The following is a 21,849-nucleotide window of genomic DNA, read 5'->3' on the forward strand; positions in this document are numbered from 1 at the left end:
TTAGCTGTGATAAACGAAGCTCTATTTATTAAACGAATGTTAGAACACAAAAATAATAATTGACGGTACAACATATTAGTATAATCAATAGGGAGCTGAATTAGATGAAAACTTATATTTGTCCAATTTGCGGATACGATGGGTTAGATGCCCCACCATATGAGATCCATAGCCATTCAGCCTCTTATGATATTTGCCCTTGTTGTTATTTTGAATATGGATATAGTGAAGATCATGAAGTAGATTTAGGCTATATTGTTACACCTGTTGACATGAGGGAGGCAGCTTTTCAATTATACCGAAAACAGTGGATTGAAAAAGGTGCGGTAGTCGGTTCTCCAGAAAACTACCCAAAAGAATTTCAAGAAGATGGAAAGGTAAAACAAGAGGCAGTCCTGAAACAATTAAATCGCTTGAACCTATCATTAGATAACTTCACATTTCTTGAGGAGTATGATATATAAAATATGTCTATGAAACTCACTAGTCACGCATAAATAATGTCATCATTTTCAGTTTAATCATTCTAGTTGTTCAGAGCTGAAAAAAGGTGATAACTGGTTAAAGGTGGATTTGGAAGGGTTATCGCCTGACTTATCCATTATAAAGGACCTTTTTCTTTGCATAACTTTAATGGACTTTAAAACGAGATAACATGAGTGACAAAAAAGACGTGTGACATCCTGGCTTGTCATTAATAAAAAACCTCGTTTACGTACCTTTTTTATAAACTAAATCACCTCCTCTTTACTTGTGGATAAGAAGTCTTGTCAAAATGAGGTCATTAGCGAAAGTAAAATAAGCGGATATTTTCCGGTTAGATGCAGAAAAGACCTCATATTGGGGTATATAGGGGGAAATTTTCCGATTATGCAAAGCAAAACAAGCCAATTTCAGATTTTCCGAGTCAATAGGCGGAATTTCTCCGTCTATTTAAGCTATTTCCATTGCCAATGACTATTTAAGAGTATTTTCTCCGCCTATTTCTCAGATCGGGTTCTTAACCTGATCCCCCAACCGATAAAAGCGCATTCTCACGATCCCATATGGGGAATCAACATATTATTTTCGACTAGCTGAGAAAACACCTTTTTCACTGTCTAGTTCATCCCTCAGGCCTATCACTTGCTGAACTTCTCTTTAATTTGGTCATGTGAAAAGCGGATCACGGTCCCCCGTCAATCACCAACTATTTTTGACGATTCCAGACGATAGACATAAAACGAACCTTTAAAAGTGGGAGTTTTCGTTCTTCTTCCACTGATTGATAGTTGAGTCAATCAGGATATGAGCGTCCGTTATCCCCGCATATATAGTTAATCTCTCCTCCCTATTTTGAGCCGAGAGTTTTACGGTCGGTTATCTGTGATAAATAAACTCCCCTAAAGCTAGAGAAAGAATCTCGATGTGCCGTAGGGGAGTCTTGATAAGTGAGGACGTCGGATAAAAAGCTCATCCGTTGCTAAACGTTTGTTTCATAGAAAGCTCGTTTATTGGGAAACCTTCCATTCTTCTCTTACTTTCTTCGTAGCTGTCACCATATTTTTCAACGCTGCAATTGTTTGCTCTTCTGTTCGCGTTTTCAATCCACAATCTGGGTTCACCCAAAAGGCTTGTGCTGGTAAAACATTCAATGCTTGTTTAATCACATTTAACATCTTCTCAACATTTGGAATTTGAGGACTATGAATATCGTAAACACCTAAACCGATCCCTTTATCATAGACATTCGTTTTAAATGTCTCAATGAGTTCACCGTGACTGCGGGACGTCTCTATAGAAATAACATCAGCGTCTAATGCTTTAATGGAATCAATGATGTCATGAAACTCACAGTAGCACATATGAGTATGAATTTGTGTCGTTGGTTTTACTTGAGCAGTTGCCAATCTAAACGCTTCAACTGCCCAATCTAAGTATGCTTGTTGCTCATGTTTCTTTAATGGCAATCCTTCTCTCAACGCCGGTTCATCCATTTGAATCATCTCGATCCCTGCTTGTTCAAGGGCCTTCACCTCTTCTACTAAAGCTTTTGCGATTTGCCTTGTGACGTCTCGATTAGGTATATCATTGCGAACGAATGACCAGTTTAAAATGGTGACAGGTCCTGTGAGCATTCCTTTTACCGGCTTTTTCGTCAATGATTGAGCAAATTTCGTCTCTTTCACCGTCATTGGTTTTTCAAAGCTCACATTCCCATAAACCACCGGAGGTTTTACACAACGGGAGCCGTATGATTGCACCCAGCCATTTTGTGTTACGGCAAAGCCATTCAGCTTTTCACCGAAATACTCGACCATATCATTCCGTTCGAATTCACCGTGTACAAACACGTCTAGTCCCACTTCTTCTTGGATCGTAATCCACTTTTCAATTTTCCCCTTAACGAAAGTGTCATATGTGTCATCATCAAGCTCTCCCCGACGCCATTCAGTACGTGTTCGCTTCACATCACGTGTCTGGGGGAAACTCCCAATCGTTGTCGTTGGTAAAAACGGAAGGTGCCATTTCTTTTCTTGTAATTCTTTTCTCTCTTCATACGTATGCGTTCGTTCAGTAGGCAAGTCCGAGTCAGTTGAAATGTCTGTTAGTTTTCTAAATGGGGCATGCTTAAACGTGTCAACTGACTGTTGATACTCTTCAAACGTTTGTTTCGCCGCTTCATCTGTTGGATGATTGCTTATCGTTTTTAACAAGTGTAATTCATACAATTTTTCCTCGGCATACGACAAACCGTTAAGGAGTTCTTGATCTAATTTCGTTTCATATTTTAATGTAACTGGCACATGTAATAAACTCGACGATGGCTGAACAAGTAAGTGTTCAGAGGGAACAACTTCTTGTAGCTCTGTTAAGAGAGACAACGCATCACGTACATCTGTTTTCCAAATATTACGGCCATCAATGATACCAGCGCCTAATAATTTGCCTTCTGGAAACCCATGAGCTTTAATTGCTTGTAAATTCACACCTTTATCATGAATAAAATCTAGTCCAATCCCTTTAACAGGAAGTGAGACAATTTGCTCAAAATGATCAATTGAACCGAAATACGTTTGGAGCAACAAGCTAACTTCTGGAAGTTTCTCAGCTAATTCACGGTAAATTCCTTTCAGCTGCTCAATATCTCCTTCTGATAATGTGGTAACAAGTGATGGCTCATCTAATTGGATAAGTGAAGCGCCAGCTTGATACAGTTCTGATATGACTTGTTCATACAACGGAACTAATTTTTCTGCCAACTGTGGAAATTCATTGTTTGTATAACCCTTTGATAACTTCAAAAATGTAAATGGTCCTATAAGCACAGGCTTGGCTTCAATTCCTAACTCTTTCTTCGCTTCTTCATATGCTTGAAGGGTATAGTTGGTCGTTACTTTAGGTACCCAGCCTCGATGAAATTCCGGCACAATGTAGTGATAATTTGTATCAAACCATTTCGTCATTTCGCATGCTTCCCCATCATCACTACCTCTTGCCATAGCAAAATAAGTATCTAAAGGGTCTGCTGGTGATTTTGCAAACCGCTCTGGAATGACGTTAAACATGAGTGCCGTATCCAGCACATGATCATAAAAGCTAAAATCTCCAACTGGTATATAATCAACATATGCATCACGTTGCTTTTGTAAATGAGATAAACGAATCTGTTTCATTTCCTCGTAAAATCGTTCCTTTGAGCGTTCCCCTTTCCAATAAGCTTCAAGCGTCCGCTTCCATTCTCGTTGTTCCCCTATACGTGGATATCCTAATTGACTTGTTTTTAGTGCCATCTTCATTTCCTCCTTTAAAAGTGAGTTGTTCCTTCCTAAATTAAAAAGGATATTTTTACCATTGAAAAGGTTAAAAATATCCTATTACATGTCTTAGATATTTAACACCTCCCTATTTCCCCGTAGGATAACAGTGTTGTGATAATAGGCAGGTCTCCTGACTCGTCTCTCATCATGAATATGGTCTTCCCAGAATAAGATATTGACTTCCAGTGACTTGGTCATATTCACTCTTGACTTACAGTGGCGGGACCGTTCTGGATTTACACCAGATTCCCTTTTAATCATTCAGCGTATTAAACGCTAAATGAACCTATCTCACGACTATGAAGTTTTTATAAGAAAACAGGCTTAGGACGTCCTCAATAAACGAGAGGTCAGAAGCTAGTTTCTAATCGTACCATTACATTGAGGAACGTTATACCATCGTAAAAAACCCCTTCTCTCACTAATAATTTAGATGAGAAAAGGGGTTGATAGCAGTATTAAATGCAGATCACGTCTCTCTCATCTTTGAAATGCTAAGCATTCCTCTGAAATTGGCACCGTGTACGAACGTACTGGTTGCCGAGGTCTCATAGGGTCAGTCCCTCCACCTCTCTGGATAAGAATCATATGAAGTTTGGTAAGTTATTAACGAGTGTAACATACTCAGATAATAAATCAACAAATAATTAAAATTAATTTTAAAATTCCAATTTTTTTGGCTAATTAGTAAATCACAAAGAGGAGATTGATCACATCGCTGAAACATCGAGACCCCCTAAAACATTTTAAAGATCAAAAAAAGAGTGTGTTAAAAGGACAATCGCCCCTTTAACACACTCTAATAAACACCTTCAAATAAGATGTTACTTTTTCTTTTTGAAAGACAAAGATTTTACTTTTGCATCAGAACCACCAGATCCGCCAGATCCACCAGTTCCACGGCCTTTTCCACCACGGCGTCCACGGTCATTTCTCTGACGTGACCCACCTCGATAACCACCCTGGCTTTTATTTCCGCCTTGTGGTCCTGAGTTACGACGTTTAGAACGAACAGGTGCTTCACCAGTAATATGAACAGGCGTTTGATCCGGTTCCTTCGTCATCGTTTTTAATGCCGCAGCTACGAGTGTTTCAGGGTCATGTTCTTCTAAAAGTGATTTTGCTGCTCCGAGAAGATGTTCAAAATCTCCTTTTCGAAGTGAATTCTGCAAATGATTGACAGATCTATCTTGGCGACCTGCTAATGCTTCCTCATATGTCGGTACCCCTTGTTGCTTCATCGGTTTTTTCGTTGTTTTTTCAATGACTTTTAAGTGATCTCGCTCTTTCGGTGTGACAAAACTAAATGCTATACCACTCTTACCTGCACGTCCTGTACGACCGATACGATGGACATAGCTTTCAGAGTCTTGTGGTAAATCAAAGTTAAACACGTGTGAGACGTTATTCACATCGAGCCCTCTTGCAGCTACATCTGTCGCAACAAGAATTTCGATAGCGCCTCGTTTAAACTTACGGATGACCGCATCACGACGCTCTTGCTTCATATCACCATGGAGGCCTTCAGCCGCAAAACCACGAATCCCTAGTGACTCAGCGACTTCGTCAACTCGTCGCTTCGTACGTCCGAAGACGATTGCCAATTCAGGCGGATCAATATCCAGTAAATGACAGAGCGCATCGAATTTTTGTTTTTCGTTAACCACAACGTAGCGTTGCTCAATATTCTCAACAGTTACTTCTTTTGATTTAACCGTTACGTTAACAGGATCGGTCATAAATGATGCTATGACATTTTTCAGCCTTGCAGGCATCGTTGCTGAAAATAGCATCGTCCGTCTATCTTCAGGGACTTCTTTTAAAATCGTCTCGATATCTTCAATGAATCCCATACTCAGCATTTCATCCGCTTCATCAAGGACAACCGTATTGATATACTCTGGACGAATCGTCTTACGGCGCATATGATCCATAAAACGTCCTGGTGTCCCTACAATGATTTCAGGGCGTTTTTTAAGTCCTCGGATTTGTTTGGAAATCTCCTGACCGCCATAAATAGCAAGAGAACTTACACCTTTCTCGCGACCGAGCTTGTTCAATTCCTCTGATACTTGAATAGCCAATTCTCTCGTCGGAGCTAATACAAGACCTTGTGGATGACGTTGCTGTGGTATGACCGATTCCAGTAAAGGAATCCCAAAAGCTACTGTTTTTCCTGTTCCTGTTTGAGCTTGTCCGATGACATCGCGGCCATCCTTTGCAGCTGGAATAACTTTTTCCTGAATAGGGGTTGCATCAGTAAACCCCATTTTTTCAATGGATTTCAAAATCGTTTCTTCAATGTTTAAATCTTTAAAACGTGCCAAATGCTTTTATCTCCTTTTAATTCATACTTTACCGTCAGAGCGATTGTATTTATTTTAACCTTAAAAATGCAGCTCATACGTTTTTTAAACGGACAAGCTGCATGCGTTATCCTATTTTAACCTACTGAGAAAAGGATGAATCCTTCTGAAATTTTTTCAACTTGTTAAGTTTACCATATATCAACTAAAATAACCATCCCTTTTTAAGATAAACCTAGCAATTCTTCAATATCTTCTTTACCTAGTGATGACATCATTGTTTCTCCAGGCTGAATGACGCGATCAAGTAGATGCCGCTTTTTTTCTTGTAATTGATGAATTTTTTCTTCAATCGTCCCTGTCGTAACCATTTTGGTCACATGTACGACACGCTTTTGTCCAAATCGGTAAACACGATCTGCTGCCTGTTCCTCTACAGCAGGGTTCCACCAAGAGTCAAAAAGAATGACCGTGTCCCCTCCTGTCAAGTTAAGCCCTGTGCCACCAGCTTTTAATGACACGAGAAATAAATCTTTTTCTCCTCGATTAAACCTCTCTGCTAGCTCAACTCGTTCATTAGAAGGCGTTGATCCATCTAAGTAATGATAGTCCCAACCACTTTTATTTAGATGCTTTTTCATAATAGCAAGCATTTGGGTAAACTGGCTAAAAAGCACGATACGTTTCCCGGCATCTCTTGCTTCTTCCAAGTATTCAAGGAGCCGGTCCAGCTTTCCAGATCCGCCGGTATAATCATCTAAAAACATCCCTGGATGACAGCAAATTTGTCTCAGCCGTGTCAAACCTGCCAACAACTTCATCCGATTTTCTTGAAAGGTATTGGTTTGAAAGACTTCACTTGCTTCAGATTTCAATAAATGTAGCTGACCTAGATAGACCGTCTTTTGCTGCTCAGATAAATGGGTATATTCAATGGACTCAATTTTATCAGGAAGCTCTTGGAGAACATCGTTTTTCATCCGCCTTAAAACAAACGGTTTTATTCTACGAGCAATACGATCTTCTTCATAATTTTTAAACGTTTGCTTATTTTTGAAAATCCCCGGTTGCACGATAGAAAAAATGGAATAAAGCTCATCCAGTGAATTTTCAATCGGTGTCCCGCTTAATGCAAAGCTGTTAGTTGATGTAATCATTCGAACAGCCTTCGATGTCAACGTTCCTTGATTTTTCACATACTGGGCTTCATCTAATACGAGCGTTGAAAAATGGTGAGCGTCATAATAATGGATATCTCTACGAATTAAAGGATAAGACGTAATCCAAATGTCCACACCAGCAGCTGACTTTAAAGCGTCCTCCCTTTCATGTTGAGAGCCTGATATCACCACCGTGGATAGTTCAGGAGCAAACTTCTCCAGCTCTTTCTGCCAATTATATACCACGCTAGACGGACAAATTATCATCGCTGGTGCCGATTCTTTATCAGCATTTTTCACTGAGCTTAAGTAAGCAATTGTTTGAAGTGTTTTACCCAGGCCCATGTCATCGGCAAGTATCCCACCAAAACCATAGTGTGCAAGAGACATTAGCCATTGATAGCCGCGTTTTTGATAATCACGTAACACGTTGTCGAGATGCTCAGGAACAGGAAAATCTAATTCCTCAGGTTCAGTCAAACGTTCTACTAGCTTTTTAAAAGCCCGATCCTTTTTTATTTGCACCTCTGTCTCTTCAGATAACTGAAACGCGCGATAAAGCGGCAAAGAGGTATGAGGTGAAACATCTTTCGCCGACATATCTAAGTCTTCAATGACACGCTTCATGTGTTTAAAGGCGTCAGAGTCTAAATGAAGGTAAGCACCTGACTCTAACTGATAGTATTTTTTTTGGTCTAGAAGGCTTTTTAATACACCATTCAGCTCCTCATCACTTATCCCATCAACTTCAAAAGAAACATCGAGAAGGCTTAATGATTCATTCGTTTCCACTTTGATCGACGGTGCCTCTACTGGCTGATGGACGATATTTTTGACGCTAGCAGATATATATAAGTGAAAGGATTTAGAAAGTTGTGGGACATCTTCAGCTACAAATGCAAGAATTTCAGCTTGGTCATCTAAAAACAAGTCACTTCCGTTAAATTTAAAAGGGATGTTTTCAATAATTGATAAGAGAAAATATTCCTGTTCCACATCACGAACGATGACATGTGAGCTATCGGTTGCTTCACGATGAAAAGGAGATAATTTCGTTTCACCATATTGGAAAAACACTTCTGCAGTGAGACGTTCATCAACATAATCCACATATAATAGCGGTTGTAAGGGTGCCATTTTAATATTTTCGTTTAGGGATTTCGTTAAAGAAACATGCCCCAATTCTTTAAGCCTCGGCAAAACAAGGGAGGCGAATGTTTCAAGCTGACTTTCGTCTAAAAACAACTCTGCTGGCGCCTCTGTGACCAGTTGAAAAAATAACGTATCAAAGGCTTCGAGGGCATCCCCCTTCAAGTGATGAAAGGTCCCATCTATATAGAGAAAACCATATTTTTTCCCGAAATAATGGGCGTAATTAGACCCTTCCCATGACAGGCGGTACGCTCCTGTCCACTCATCGTTGGCTTCTGTCAAATGAAATGCCAGTTCAGGCTTTTCATTAGTGACCTTTATGTCATGATGCACCTCAAGCCCATCATCTAACACAACTTGACGGGTCTGAAGCAAGGTAAGAATCTCCCCCGCATAAGTAGGCGGTATCACAAATTCTCGCTTTTTCTCAGCCATAGACTTGAAGTAACCGTAACTAGCCGTCTCTTTTTCATCTTCACGTAACTGCGTAATTTTCGCCATTACGCTAAAAATACTCATATCTTCTTTCGAAAAAAAGTAATCTGCTGGGTGATATGTAAACAATTTAGAGAACTTAACTGCTTCATTTTCCTCAGCTGCTTTTAATAATTCAGGAATATCCTTTACCACATACAAACGTTTAGGTCCGATTTTCAATTCCAGCGACATCATGCCTAAAAAGCGGGGGGAATAAGCCGACTGAAGGTGCAAAGTATACTCCACATTAAGTGGTTCCCGTTCTTGAAACGCTTCTTGTTTTTTCATGTAAATTTGCTCAAAAGAATCCATTAAGCGTTTCGCACGTCGCTGACTTGCTGATGGCATATGGGGCTTATCGGCAGGCTTCATCAACGAGCTAGAAGTTAGCTTCGTTCTCTCCAATTCTTGACACTCGTTTTTTATCTTCAGCATGACAGCCACAAGATGCTTGCACATTCCTTCATACTCATGAAAGGCAGCACACGTACAGCCCATGCTTTCCACTTCAAACGTTTTGAGGTCATACTCTACGGCAACATGATAACTATCACCAAACGAGGAGGCAGCCACTTCTCCTTCATAAACCCCTGTGGTTGCATTTTTCATAAGCTCGATAATTTTATTTTCCGAAAAATACGTCAACCCTTTTTCAAATGTGGTAGGCAGTGCACATTCATGACGTATATCGTCATGAGATAATGTTTCCAGGTTCATTTTTTTCACCTGCTTTTAAATTATTTATAAAATGACTGTACTAAGAATTATCTGTTTTATGAGAGCATTTGAAGACTCATCACATAAGTATCGTATGTTTAACTGAAAGCTAAACACTCATTTTTTCATTTTACCAAATAACCAATGCTAAATCGAAAATCATTCGGTTCAATTTTTATGACAACTCACGATTGTCCTATTTTAAAATATAGATCAAAAGACCTTATTAACCAATACATACCGTTAACAACCATAAGTCAGCTTTACGAGTATGGTAAACTAAAATTGACTTCATACTTTGGACCAACGTTATCGTACAAAACACACCTCTAAAAAAACACCTATAGTGATCATTCTCTACAGGCAGACATCCCGCATAGGATGTCCAGAGTTGGCTGGGCCTCTGGGAGTCATCCCCTTTCCATACAGTGCTTTTAAAAAGGATATGTGATACTATTTATTTTTCATTATGCGATTGTTACGTCGAAAATTAATTGTTACTACTTATGGAACTTTTTAACGATGTGGACGTAACTATTTAACACATGATATATTTTTACTTCTTTGGAGGAATGACAATGAAATCTTACGTAACATTATCTTTAATCGGAACTAGCTTACTCCTATTCGCCGGGTGCAGTGATTCAACTGCTTCTATAGAATTTGAGGATGCCGCATTGGAAGAAGCCGTATTAGAAGCAGTGGATAGTGAAGAAGAAACTGTAACGACAGAAGAAGCTGCTAGTGTAAAAATCCTTGATGCGAGTGACGCAGGGATTGAAAAGATTGCTGGTATTGAGCAGTTAGAAAATTTAACTGATTTAAACCTTGCTGGGAATGCTATTTCTGATTTTTCTCCGCTGGACGAGTTAGAACATCTAGAAGTGCTTCACGCAGGTGACGTATTTATTACAGAAACGATGGATGACAGTCAATGGGAATTGTTAGAACAACTCGAGGAAGACGGCATGGAGGTGAACGCGAGAGTGCGCCTCTCGGTGGAAGATCCCGAGGATGAACCGTCAAAGGGGATCTTTTTAACTGTTTCGGAAGGAAATCAAATAGTTTATTTACTTGGATCAATCCATGTAGGTGATGAAAATCTATACCCTCTACATAACGAAATTGAAGAAGCATTTGACGAAGCTGATCACTTAGCAGTAGAAATTGATATGGCGGACATTGATGAAATGGAAATCACGAGCTATATGATGCAAGAAGGTATGTATACAGATGGCACTGCATTATCCGACGTGTTAGATGAAGATGTGTACGAAGAAGCCGTCTCACACCTTTCAGAATTTGGGATGACAAGTAGCCTAGTTGATTCTTACAAACCATGGTTTGTCTCAATGCTCCTTACAGATGTCGCGTTAATGGAAACAGACTTCAGTGGTGAGCATGGCATTGATAATTATTTTATGGAGCGTGCGCATAATGATGGTCTCCCTGTGATTAGCCTTGAATCAATTGAAAGTCAGCTAGAGACTATTAGCGGTGCCCCAGAAGAGGAACAGATTGAAAGCCTTGAAGCCACTGTTGAAGGTTACGACGTGTATGAGGAAGATACTCGACAATTAATTAATCTTTGGCGCAGCGGGAACAGTGAGCTGTTAACATACTTACGAGAGATGGATAATGAAACTGATCAGCTTGCTCTTGATGAAAGAGATGTGGCAATGACTGATCAAATTGAAGAATTTCTTCAAGGAGATAATGGAGATACCTATTTTGTTGTCGTAGGGGCCATGCATCTCGTAGGTGATAATAGCATTGCAGGCCTTTTAGAACAGCGTGGCTATGATGTTGAGACGCCAGAGGGATTTTAAAAGTGGCCTGACCCTATATCAATGTTAGTGATTTAATCAAAACCACCCGTGTTGGTGGTTTTGATTTTCTATTTAAGACCCATGCCTCTTTGACAGGGGCAGTTCATTATTTCTCGAGCTTATTATTAACTAATGATATCTCCCTAGCATTGCATAAAAATGTCATCATTTTCTGTTTAGAGCCAAAGGCCCGATTAAAGGTGGATTTTGCCGGGTTACCATCTGACTTATCCATTATAAATTTTCTTTGTACAACATAACTTTAATGAACAAAAAAGACACGTGACATCCTAATAGGGAAGGGGTGTCCTTAATAAAAACCTCGTTTTACGCCCCTTTTTTATCACAGATAACCGTCTAACAATCAATAGGATAAGAGCGAAAACGCCCACTGAATTGAAGGTTCGTTTTATAAACTTGTTCCCCTCTTTATTTAGATTAAGAAGCTTGTCAATAATCGAGTCATTAGTGAGAGTAAAATAAGCGGATATTTTCCGGTTAAATGCAGAAGAGAGCTCATCTTTAGGAATATAGGGGAAAATTTTCCGATTATGCAAAGCAAAACGAGCCATTTTCTGATTTTCCGAGGCAATAGGCGGAATATCTCCATCTATTTAAGCTATTGTCAATGCTAAATGACTCATTAAGAGAAATTTCTCCTTCTATTTCTCAGATCGGACTCTTAACCTGATACCTCAGCCGATACGAGTGAATCGGCACGATCCCAGATACGGAAATCAGCCTCTTTTAAAGCACTTTTTTCACCGTTTTGTCACTTAGCTTTAAATGCTTCTGGCGTTCTATAAGGGATATGATTTCTCCTTTTCGAATGGCTAGCCGCTGCACTTCCTTTTCTACTAAAGATAGACTGGTGTGGTCACATTCATCTCCCAACCATCAAGCAATCGGCCAATCACTTGCTGAATTTCTCTTAAACTTTGTCCTATAAAAAGCGGATCACGATCCATCCGTCAATCACAAACTGGCCGTTACAGACTGTCAGGAACCCCCCATCTTATATATAGTCTTTAAAGGAACTAGATGTATTTTTAAAGTGAATATGTATGATTTAAAGTGGCTATGTTGAAAGCGTAGGTCAATTAGTTGTTAATATATAGAACAAAAGACTAGCACATAACGGCTAGTCTCGACATTTTTTTCGGGCGGAGTGAACTCGTTTCAGTAAGCTGAAACATCGAGGACTCAGATTGTGTCTCGACGCCACCTGTTTGAACGCTCCCACTTACGCTACCGTTGTAGTGGCGGTCTATAACCCTTAAAACGAGGATTAAAGTCATATAGATCATTAGAAGCCACTTTACCCGTTCGCTTTTATGCTATTATTTAAAATAGCTGTTAATTAGGGTCGATCTATTTCAAAAATAGCTCCGAGAGAGGCGTATTGCTTACCTCCTAAACGTGAAACAGGCTTTAGTTTAGCTGTGTCTACCGTGTTATCATCAGTAAGAATCTCATCATCCACATCATAACCAACAATCTCTCCAATGATCACATCCGTTACTGCCTCTTGCCCTTCGAAAGTAAGGTGTTTCTCTAAACGGCATTCGAGCCGAATCCGACTTTCTTTTAGCGACGGCACAGCTACACGACGGCTGTTTACCTCCGTTAAACCTGTCTTTAATACTTCGCTCTCATTTGCCGGTAGGTTAGCCGCTGTTTCATTGGCAACACCTACATTGTCTTCATCAATCACATGAACGACAAATTCACCTGTTTCAGTAATATTCCTCGCTGTATCTTTTAATTTTCCTTCTCTTCTTCCAATAGACACTGACAGTAATGGCGGATCTGCTGAGATCATGTTAAAATAACTAAACGGAGCTGCATTTAAAACACGCTGTGACGATTGCGACGTAATCCATGCGATCGGGCGTGGTGTAACAGCAGATGTCAAGAAATGATAATTCTCTTTCTTGGACCACTGAGCGGGATCAATATAAGCCATAAGCTGTTATTCTCCTTTAATGGCGTGATCATACCATGCTTTTGCTTCTGTTATCTCATCTCTCGTGAGCTGGTGCCCTTGATTTGCCCAATATAAATTAACAGAGGCACCTGCCTTTTCAAGGTTGTCGTAAAGCTCCTTCGTTTCTTCCGGTGGACAAATAGGATCATTCGCCCCTGCCCCAATAAAAACAGGTAGTTTCGTCATGCTAGGTAAGTCAATCCCCCGTCTCGGCACCATTGGATGCAAAAGAACAGCGCCCTGAAGCGGTTTGTCATAATGATAGAGTAAACTTCCGGCAATGTTAGCCCCGTTTGAATAGCCAACAGCAATCATTTGTTTTTTGTCGACGTTATAATCCGTCGCTGCTTTATCGATAAAGTCATACAATTCCTTCGTCCTGAAAACTAAATCCTCTTCATCAAACACACCTTCACGTAATCTGCGAAAAAAGCGATTCATCCCATTCTCGTCAACATTACCTCGAACACTCAACACAGACGCATCCGGATCAATCATATCAGCTATCGGAACTAAATCGTGCTCATCTCCACCAGTCCCATGTAATAAAAGTAACGTTCGCTCACTCGTCCCTTTATTGAAAATATGCTTCATTTTTAAACACGCTCCCTTTAATATGCTTTCAAAATTTTATTATGACCTACTGATAGCTTTCTATTTCACCAAACCTATAAGCCACTCTAACTAACTATAATAAAGTAATTTACTTCATTATAGTAGTTTCCCTATCACTTATCAAATGAATCACTTTTTTTTCTAACATATGGGATCGTATTTTCAAAGTATAAAAACCCGATAATTTCATGTACACTATTAAAAGACATGATCACTTTAATAGACAATCATTTAATGGCAAATAGTATTTAATCACCTATTTGTCTTACTCATAATGTCAGGAAAATGACTTGTTTTGGAGGAATGACAATGCTGCTAGAAGCACAACAGCGTTTAAAAGAACATTTCGGCTACGATCATTTTAGATCGGGCCAAAAACACATACTTGAAAATATTTTTGCCGGCAACAACACGATGGGAGTCATGCCTACCGGAGGCGGAAAATCAATCTGTTATCAAATACCTTCACTTCTGTTTAAAGGAGTCACACTCGTCATTTCACCCCTCATCTCACTAATGAAAGATCAGGTAGACGAGCTCCAGGAGGTCGGAATTGAAGCGACCTATATTAATAGTTCTTTGCAATACGAAGACGTTAACGAGCGAATTAACGGGATACGCCAAGGGAAATACAAGCTTGTGTATATCGCCCCTGAACGATTAGAGTCAGGCCAATTTTTAGCTATGCTGCGCACATTACCTGTCTCCTTATTAGCGATTGATGAAGCCCACTGCTTATCACAATGGGGTCATGATTTTAGACCGAGCTATCTAAAAATCCCTGAACTAATTCATCAATTAAACGGTACACCAACTGTACTCGCATTGACAGCAACCGCTACGCCTGAAGTCACAAAGGACATTTCAACTTCACTTCATGTGGCTGATCATCATGTCGTCCAGACCGGATTTGCTAGAGAAAATTTATCCTTCCATGTCATTAAAGGCATAGACAAAGATAGCTATATTAAAGACTATATCCAACAAAACAAAACGAGTGCAGGTATTATTTACGCTGCCACCCGTAAAGAAGTTGACAAGCTTCATCAACAGCTCAGCCGCGCAGGTGTTGCTGTCGGAAAATATCACGGTGGGATGTCTGCCGAAGAACGCCAGCACATGCAAGAAGCATTCGTTTATGACAACACCCGGGTGATGGTTGCGACGAATGCCTTTGGAATGGGAATTAACAAATCCAATGTTCGTTTCGTCATACACGCACAAATGCCAAGGAACATTGAAAGCTACTATCAAGAGGCAGGACGCGCTGGTCGAGATGGGGAACCAAGTGAGTGTCTCCTTTTGTTCAGTCCGCAGGATATTCGTATTCAACAATTTCTCATTGATCAATCTTTAATGGAAGACGAACGGAAGGAACAGGAATACGGAAAGCTACAAGCAATGGTTAATTATTGCCACACGGAAAATTGTTTACAATCATATATCCTTCATTATTTTGGTGATAGCGATGCCGCTCCTTGTGGTCAATGCTCCGAATGTGTGGATAACCGTGAAACCGTCGATGTAACGCGAGAGGCTCAAATGGTGTTTTCTTGCATCAAGCGTATGAATGAACGATTTGGTAAAACGATGGTTGCCCAAGTTCTCGTAGGATCAGCTAACAAAAAAGTAAAAGACTTCTCGCTACACACATTATCAACATACGGGCTCATGAAGGACCGGACACAAAAAGATGTGAGCCAATTCATTGATTATTTAACAGCGTCTCAGTTTTTAAAAATGAGTGGTGGCGCTTATCCTGTTCTTCAATTGACTGAGCATGCCGTTCCAGTGTTAAAAGGAGAAACACCTGTGACTAAAAAAGAAATACGGCAGCCTGTGTCAGTGGATACGAAAACACATCCGCTCTTCCATACATTGCGCGAACTGCGGCTTGCACTGGCAAAAGAGCACAATGTTGCACCGTATATGATTTTCTCCGATAAAACGCTCAACGATATGTGCGCTCAGCTCCCTGAAACTGCAGCCCAACTGCTTGACGTTAAAGGCGTTGGGAAGATGAAAGTAGACAGTTACGGTGAGCCTTTTCTTCAAGCTATTCAAGACTATGTGGCAGCCCACCCTGACGAAAAAGAAAACACTTTTAGTGGAAGTGGGGACGGGGTTGGTACGATTAAAGATAAGACACCGAGTTTTGAAAAAACAATCAGCCTTTTTAAAAACGGTCATACAGTTGAGGAGATTGCCGAATTACGTCATATAAAAGAAACAACTGCAAAAAGTCACCTTTTACAAGCTGCTGAAGAAGGCTACGATGTAGATTTTTCTTCTCTCGTAGAAACGGAACATCTCCAATTGATCGAAGAGGCTGTAGATCGCATCGGCCTTGAAGATGGCCTAAAGCCTCTAAAAGAAGCTCTTCCAGAAGAAATCGATTATTTTACATTAAAAGTATATATTCAAGAGTATCTCATCCACTCTTAAGATAGAAGCATAGATTATGTCATTATCAAATCCAATCGGCGACTAAGTTAATGCCGATTGGATTTTTGTATAAACAGCTATTTTAGACAGCCATCTTCCTGAAAAAGCGGCTCTTGATAGTGAAAATTAGGTGATACAAGCTCGTCTTTGTAGTCTTGATGAAAAATATGGGTCGTAGCTGGAGATAGAGGTGGTATGAGCCAGCTCCATGTTCCTGTAAGGGGTCTACCGCTCGCTTTCTCACGCTTTTCAAATTGCTTGAACTGCTCAGCAGCCGTGTGATGATCGACGATACTGACACCTTTTTTTTGAAAGGAATGCAGCACGGCACGATTTAACTCTACTAATGCTTTGTCTTTCCATAACGATGAAGCCTTTGTCATATCAAACTCTAATTTCTCAGCCACGATAGGTAATAAATTATATCTTTGTTCATCAGCAAAGTTCCTCGCGCCGATTTCAGTCCCCATATACCAGCCGTTGAATGGCACTGTTGGATATTCGATCCCACCAATTTCAACCATCATGTCAGTAATAGCTGGCACGGCGTACCATTCTAACTGTAAGTCATTTAATTTATCTGTATCCGGGTGACTAATCGGCACTCGAAGTACCTCGTCCTCAGACAAATCACGCCATCTCACACTGCCATCACCCAATTTAATCACCAGTGGCAGAACATCAAAAGCTGATCCCTCTCCACGCCATCCTAGTGATTCGCATAAAGCTGTGAATGACTGCGACGCTGGATCACCTATTATATGTGGTCCGGCCTCATAACCTGCATAACGAACAAGCTGATGGTTGAGTATTCTCACAGGCTCTTCACCGTGTTTTCTTGGTGCAAAAAAGGTCATCATTGGTTTGATTTTACCACCGTTAGTTGCTAAGTGTAGATGTGTCGTTAATTCGTTAAAAACCGCTTCTTCGTCAGTACACAAACGGGCATCACGTACAGTAAGTGTATGCCAAAACAGACGACCGATACACTTATTAGCGTTTCGCCACGCCATTTTAGCCCCATGCTCTAGCTCTGTAAACGTATGTTCATAAAAATTCGTCTCTTGAATGTCTTGTTTTATCGTCATAAGACGCTCTTCTATTTTGTCCTCCATTCCTAACTCTTGATAGCATGTCCGAACAAACGCTTCCGCTTTTTTGAATAAATTTGTCATGATTGCCCTCACTTTTGTTATACTTTCTCAATTTTTTTGTTCCTCTAATTATTATTATGATAGTATAGAGATGATAGAAAAAACAATAGTTTAACCACTAGGGGTGCCTTCGGGCTGAGATAAGCGATTGCTTAATCCCTTTGAACCTGATCTGGAACAGCATGCCAGCGTAGGAAAGTGGAACGACTCTTTTCACCTTTCGTTCTGCGCGAACGGTTTTTTATGTTTCATTTTACTTCTAAAAGATGTAAAATAAGGAAAGGGGTTAGAAGATGTTACCTGTTAATGAATTACGAAACATTATTCAAGAAAAATCTCCGCTTATCCACAACATTACAAATGTGGTGGTAACAAATTTCACAGCAAATGGCCTTTATGCCCTCGGTGCCAGTCCTGTTATGGCATATGCTGAAGAAGAAGTAGCCGATATGGCCAGTGTGTCACAAGCGTTAGTCATTAATATTGGCACGTTAACTAAACCGGTTGTTAATGCCATGCTACTTGCTGGTAAAGCAGCAAATAAAGCGGGCGTTCCTATTATCCTTGATCCAGTAGGTGCTGGGGCGACACCTTATCGAACAGAAACGGTCCAACGATTATTAAACGAGCTTGATATTACGCTTATACGGGGTAATGCTAGCGAAATTGCTAACCTTTCAGACGAGAATGTCAAAATGAAAGGCGTCGATTCTACTGCTGAAGTAACTGATGCGGCTGAGATTGCAAAAAATGTTGCATTAAAATGGAAAACCGTGACGGCACTTACCGGAAAAACAGATGTCATTACCGATGGTCACATAACGTACACCGTTGAAAATGGTCATGCTCTTCAATCCAAAATTACGGGAGCTGGTTGTTTATTAAGTGCTGTCACAGGTGCTTTTATCGCTGTCCATGATAATGTCGTCGAAGCTGCCGCCGCTGCCATTGGCTTTTATGGGGTAGCCGCTGAACATGCTGCAACACGTCGTGACAATATGGGGCCTGGCCATTTTCAAATGCACTTTCTCGACGCCCTTTATGACTTAAAACCAGAAGATATTGAGCAACTCATCTCGATTCATTCTTAGGAGGACAACATAATGTTACCTAAAGCTCTTACGATTGCCGGCTCTGATAGCGGAGGCGGAGCGGGTATTCAAGCGGACCTTAAAACCTTTCAGGAACTTGACGTGTTTGGTATGAGTGCGATTACTGCCATTACCGCACAAAACAGTCAAGGTGTCAGCGGGGTGTATCCTGTCCCACCCGAAGGTATCTCGCAACAGATTACAGCTGTGGCGGATGATATTGGTGCTGATGCGGTTAAAACCGGCATGTTATTTGACGAACCGACGATTAAAATCGTTGCTGAAAAAGCCGCTAATTATAATTGGACAAATTTAGTTATTGATCCTGTCATGGTATCTACATCAGGAGCGAAACTTCTCCAAGACGATGCCATTGAGGCACTTAAAACACAACTATTTCCGTTAGCAACAATTATTACGCCAAACATTCCTGAAGCTTCAGAAATTACTGGTCGCTCCTTAACCACTTTGGAACAACGAAAAGAAGCAGCCAGAATGATGTACGAGATGGGAGCTCGTGCCGTATTAATTAAAGGCGGTCATCATCTTGATGAAACTAAAATTGTTGACCTCTTGTATGATGGAACGACTTATGTTTACTTATCAGTTCCACGACTCAACACCCGTCATACCCACGGGACTGGCTGTACATATGCCGCCGCAATTACAGCTCATTTAGCTAAAGGTCTCCCTTTAATAGACGCTGTTAAAGAAGCGAAGACATTTATCCATGTAGCGATTAAACATGGTTTTGCTGTTGGCAAAGGGCCTGGCCCGACGAATCACGCTGCCCCACGTTTCTACAATGAACCATTACATGAATTGGAGGTGATCACTGAATGAGCGTGTACACACAAGATGACGTCAATTCTCGCTTACGTCTTTATTTCATTTGCGGTAGCACGAATGTGAATCGTCCACTTCCAACAATTTTACGAGAAGCGATTTCAGGTGGTATTACAATGTTTCAATTTCGCGAAAAAGGTACAAACAGTCTGACTGGGGACAAAAAACTGGCATTAGCCTGTGAATTACAAGCGATTTGCCAAGAACATCACATCCCCTTTATTATTAATGACGATGTAGCATTGGCTATTAAGCTTAATGCAGATGGCATCCATGTGGGACAAGGTGATGAAAGCGCCGCTTCCGTTCGAGAGAAAATTGGGAGAGACAAGATTCTTGGTGTATCTGCCAACACGTTAGCCGATGCAAAACAAGCCATAAAAGACGGGGCAACCTATATTGGGACTGGTCCTATGTATGAGACCTCTTCAAAAGATGATGCAGATGACGTATGTGGACCTGAGAGAATTAAAGAATTCCGGCAAAGAGGGTTGACTATTCCTATCGTTGCCATAGGTGGCATCACAGCTGATAACACTCCTCCTATACTAGCAGCAGGTGCCAACGGCGTGTCTGTCATTTCGGCCATAGCCGGGGCATCCTCACCAGCTGAAGCTGCCGCTAGATTCAACAAAGCAATTGTTAACAAATTTTAATACTACCAAAAGTTTCGTGTGAAAACATATCATTAAACAACGTTAGGAGGGGATTTTATTGGATATTGGCAAAAGAATTAGGTTTTATCGGCAATTAAAGGGACTTACACAGACAGATTTGTGTAAAGGCATCGTCTCACCTTCTCATTATAGTAATATAGAAAGTGGACGATATGACGCCTCCTACGATATACTAAGGTTGCTAGCGTTGCGTTTAAAAGTTCCTACCGATTACTTCACCCATCATGATCATTACTCTATGCGAGTGGAAAAATTATTAGGTGCTTACCAACTTTCGTTAGAGAGCTCTTTAGCTGATGCAGAAGCTTTTCACACTAAACATGAACAAGATTTTGCATTTATTCCGTCGTTAGAGCAAGAATTACAATACCTTTTAATCCAATGTAACCACGCTTTAAGAAGATTTGATCTAGAAGAAGCAGATAGCATTTACAAACATATTTCTTTTTACATGGAAGATTTTGATGAAAAGAATCTATCAAAATCAACGCGTTTTCATTACCATTTTATTAATGGGCTTAAGTATTATTTAAGCGGGGACTACTCTAAAAGCTATTATTATTATTTAAATGCTTTAAAACATGTTTCTCGTGATATGGATACAGCTAAAACGAAATTCAACTGTGCTCAACTTTTTTATGTAATGAATGATTATTATCGTGCTTTATTTTATATCAATGAAGCGAAGGAAATTTTTGAGAATGTCAATCAGATTTCTAAAACAATCGATTGCCACACGGTAAAAGGACAGATTTTGATAGAATTGAAAGAATATGATCAAGCACATCATGCGCTAAATAAAGGATTGTCGATTGCCCGTGATCACAATTATGTGAGAGAAGAAGCGGATTTACTACATACACTCGGCATGCTTCAGGTGGATGAAAAAGATTATCTTTCTAGTATTGCATCTTTTAAACAAAGTCTTGCTATAAGAGAACGAGAGATTAAGAAGAACAATGGCAATTTCGTGCCTAACCATAGCTACTATTCATATCACTGGTTAGTTCAAACACATTTATTAGCGGGGAAATATCATGAGATGCGCGAATATTTAAATAAAGCTGATGACTACTGCTTCTCTGAACACCATTATTACCAATTACTCGTTTATGAAGCAAAGTTAGACTACGCACTCGGTAATGAAAAAGCTTATGAAGAAAAAACTGACAAAGCTTTAAGTTACCTTTACAATAATAAACTTTGGCGATTTGTTGAAGATGCCGTTACTGACTTTAGTCAGTATTATTCTAAAAAAAGGCAGTATAAAAAAGCAAATGAATATTTGCGCATGGAAGTCGATGTTTACAAAAAATCTTATGTGAGGAGAGATTAACATGAAAAAGAAATTAGCTGTATTATTAACTGTTGTGGTTCTTGTTGGAGGTGCCCTTTCTCTAACGGCACAAACTGAACAATTTGATTCCACACATACAAGACAAGCTCCAATCGTAGCTTAATAGAAAAAGGCACCCGACATCCGGGTGCTTTTTCTATTTGTGTTACTTGCTTCAGCGCCCAGTGAAGTATCTTCTTTAGCCGATACTTCAGTCAGTGCGTTTAAATCTCTATCCTAATTTGTTAATGGTTTAA

Annotated in this window: 14 protein-coding genes and 3 riboswitches; of the genes, 8 read left to right on the top strand and 6 right to left on the bottom strand. The window is 40.1% G+C overall.

From position 1 onward, the window contains the following. Positions 1-104 precede the first annotated feature (104 nt). Positions 105-464, top strand: a complete 360-nt coding sequence (locus tag BK581_RS07735) for a hypothetical protein (protein ID WP_078577628.1) — start codon at positions 105-107, stop codon at positions 462-464. Positions 465-1,490: 1,026 nt separating this feature from the next. Here the strand turns inward: BK581_RS07735 and metE are convergent. The 3 genes from metE to BK581_RS07750 all read right to left on the bottom strand — a co-directional run bounded on the left by metE (position 1,491) and on the right by BK581_RS07750 (position 9,612). Further along, a complete protein-coding gene (gene metE, locus BK581_RS07740; protein ID WP_078577629.1) occupies positions 1,491-3,779 on the bottom strand; it encodes a 5-methyltetrahydropteroyltriglutamate--homocysteine S-methyltransferase in 2,289 nt (762 codons plus the stop codon). A 124-nt stretch (positions 3,780-3,903) separates the two neighbouring features. Next, a riboswitch (cobalamin riboswitch) is annotated at positions 3,904-4,105 on the bottom strand. A 172-nt stretch (positions 4,106-4,277) separates the two neighbouring features. Beyond that, a riboswitch (SAM riboswitch) is annotated at positions 4,278-4,384 on the bottom strand. A gap of 240 nt (positions 4,385-4,624) precedes the next feature. After that, positions 4,625-6,127 (bottom strand): DEAD/DEAH box helicase, encoded by a 1,503-nt coding sequence (locus tag BK581_RS07745; protein ID WP_078577630.1) that lies wholly within the window; start codon positions 6,125-6,127, stop codon positions 4,625-4,627. A gap of 203 nt (positions 6,128-6,330) precedes the next feature. Further along, positions 6,331-9,612, bottom strand: a complete 3,282-nt coding sequence (locus BK581_RS07750; RefSeq protein WP_078577631.1) for a DEAD/DEAH box helicase — start codon at positions 9,610-9,612, stop codon at positions 6,331-6,333. A gap of 578 nt (positions 9,613-10,190) precedes the next feature. Here BK581_RS07750 and BK581_RS07755 point away from each other — a divergent pair. Further along, positions 10,191-11,441, top strand: coding sequence for a TraB/GumN family protein (locus BK581_RS07755; RefSeq protein WP_169837607.1), 1,251 nt, complete (start codon positions 10,191-10,193; stop codon positions 11,439-11,441). 1,360 nt (positions 11,442-12,801) lie between these two features. Here BK581_RS07755 and BK581_RS07770 read toward each other — a convergent pair. Beyond that, complete coding sequence (locus BK581_RS07770; RefSeq protein WP_078577634.1) at positions 12,802-13,407, bottom strand: flavin reductase family protein; 606 nt, start codon at positions 13,405-13,407, stop codon at positions 12,802-12,804. A 6-nt stretch (positions 13,408-13,413) separates the two neighbouring features. After that, complete coding sequence (locus tag BK581_RS07775; protein WP_078577635.1) at positions 13,414-14,022, bottom strand: alpha/beta hydrolase; 609 nt, start codon at positions 14,020-14,022, stop codon at positions 13,414-13,416. A gap of 330 nt (positions 14,023-14,352) precedes the next feature. Between BK581_RS07775 and recQ the strand changes: the two genes are divergently transcribed. Next, positions 14,353-16,488 (top strand): DNA helicase RecQ, encoded by a 2,136-nt coding sequence (recQ, locus tag BK581_RS07780; protein WP_095995538.1) that lies wholly within the window; start codon positions 14,353-14,355, stop codon positions 16,486-16,488. Between the two features lie 77 nt (positions 16,489-16,565). Here the strand turns inward: recQ and BK581_RS07785 are convergent, their stop codons facing one another. Continuing rightward, positions 16,566-17,663, bottom strand: a complete 1,098-nt coding sequence (locus BK581_RS07785) for a nitric oxide synthase oxygenase (protein WP_078577637.1) — start codon at positions 17,661-17,663, stop codon at positions 16,566-16,568. A gap of 89 nt (positions 17,664-17,752) precedes the next feature. Continuing rightward, a riboswitch (TPP riboswitch) is annotated at positions 17,753-17,856 on the top strand. 79 nt (positions 17,857-17,935) lie between these two features. Here BK581_RS07785 and thiM point away from each other — a divergent pair. From thiM to BK581_RS20435, 5 genes are read left to right on the top strand one after another with little or no spacing between them, the layout of a single operon-like run. After that, entirely contained in the window at positions 17,936-18,733 is a 798-nt protein-coding gene (thiM, locus tag BK581_RS07790; protein WP_078577638.1) for a hydroxyethylthiazole kinase, read from the top strand. Positions 18,734-18,745: 12 nt separating this feature from the next. Continuing rightward, positions 18,746-19,576, top strand: a complete 831-nt coding sequence (gene thiD / locus BK581_RS07795) for a bifunctional hydroxymethylpyrimidine kinase/phosphomethylpyrimidine kinase (RefSeq protein WP_078577639.1) — start codon at positions 18,746-18,748, stop codon at positions 19,574-19,576. Then, on the top strand, positions 19,573-20,235 hold the full coding sequence (thiE, locus tag BK581_RS07800) for a thiamine phosphate synthase (protein ID WP_078577640.1): 663 nt from the start codon (positions 19,573-19,575) through the stop codon (positions 20,233-20,235). Before thiD ends, thiE begins: the two co-directional genes overlap by 4 nt. A gap of 58 nt (positions 20,236-20,293) precedes the next feature. Next, positions 20,294-21,592 (top strand): helix-turn-helix domain-containing protein, encoded by a 1,299-nt coding sequence (locus tag BK581_RS07805; RefSeq protein ID WP_143709645.1) that lies wholly within the window; start codon positions 20,294-20,296, stop codon positions 21,590-21,592. Between the two features lies 1 nt (position 21,593). Next, positions 21,594-21,716, top strand: a complete 123-nt coding sequence (locus tag BK581_RS20435) for a hypothetical protein (RefSeq protein ID WP_257821793.1) — start codon at positions 21,594-21,596, stop codon at positions 21,714-21,716. Positions 21,717-21,849: the final 133 nt, after the last annotated feature.

Source organism: Salipaludibacillus agaradhaerens, assembly GCF_002019735.1.
GTDB classification, from domain to species: Bacteria; Bacillota; Bacilli; order Bacillales; family Salisediminibacteriaceae; genus Salipaludibacillus; species Salipaludibacillus agaradhaerens.

Coding starts and splice junctions, on each gene's coding strand:
- BK581_RS07735 (WP_078577628.1), top strand. CDS start 105: ATGAAAACTTATATTTGTCCAATTTGCGGATACGATGGGTTAGATGCC.
- metE (WP_078577629.1), bottom strand. CDS start 3,779: ATGAAGATGGCACTAAAAACAAGTCAATTAGGATATCCACGTATAGGG.
- BK581_RS07750 (WP_078577631.1), bottom strand. CDS start 9,612: ATGAACCTGGAAACATTATCTCATGACGATATACGTCATGAATGTGCA.
- BK581_RS07755 (WP_169837607.1), top strand. CDS start 10,191: ATGAAATCTTACGTAACATTATCTTTAATCGGAACTAGCTTACTCCTA.
- BK581_RS07770 (WP_078577634.1), bottom strand. CDS start 13,407: ATGGCTTATATTGATCCCGCTCAGTGGTCCAAGAAAGAGAATTATCAT.
- BK581_RS07775 (WP_078577635.1), bottom strand. CDS start 14,022: ATGAAGCATATTTTCAATAAAGGGACGAGTGAGCGAACGTTACTTTTA.
- recQ (WP_095995538.1), top strand. CDS start 14,353: ATGCTGCTAGAAGCACAACAGCGTTTAAAAGAACATTTCGGCTACGAT.
- BK581_RS07785 (WP_078577637.1), bottom strand. CDS start 17,663: ATGACAAATTTATTCAAAAAAGCGGAAGCGTTTGTTCGGACATGCTAT.
- thiM (WP_078577638.1), top strand. CDS start 17,936: ATGTTACCTGTTAATGAATTACGAAACATTATTCAAGAAAAATCTCCG.
- thiD (WP_078577639.1), top strand. CDS start 18,746: ATGTTACCTAAAGCTCTTACGATTGCCGGCTCTGATAGCGGAGGCGGA.
- thiE (WP_078577640.1), top strand. CDS start 19,573: ATGAGCGTGTACACACAAGATGACGTCAATTCTCGCTTACGTCTTTAT.
- BK581_RS20435 (WP_257821793.1), top strand. CDS start 21,594: ATGAAAAAGAAATTAGCTGTATTATTAACTGTTGTGGTTCTTGTTGGA.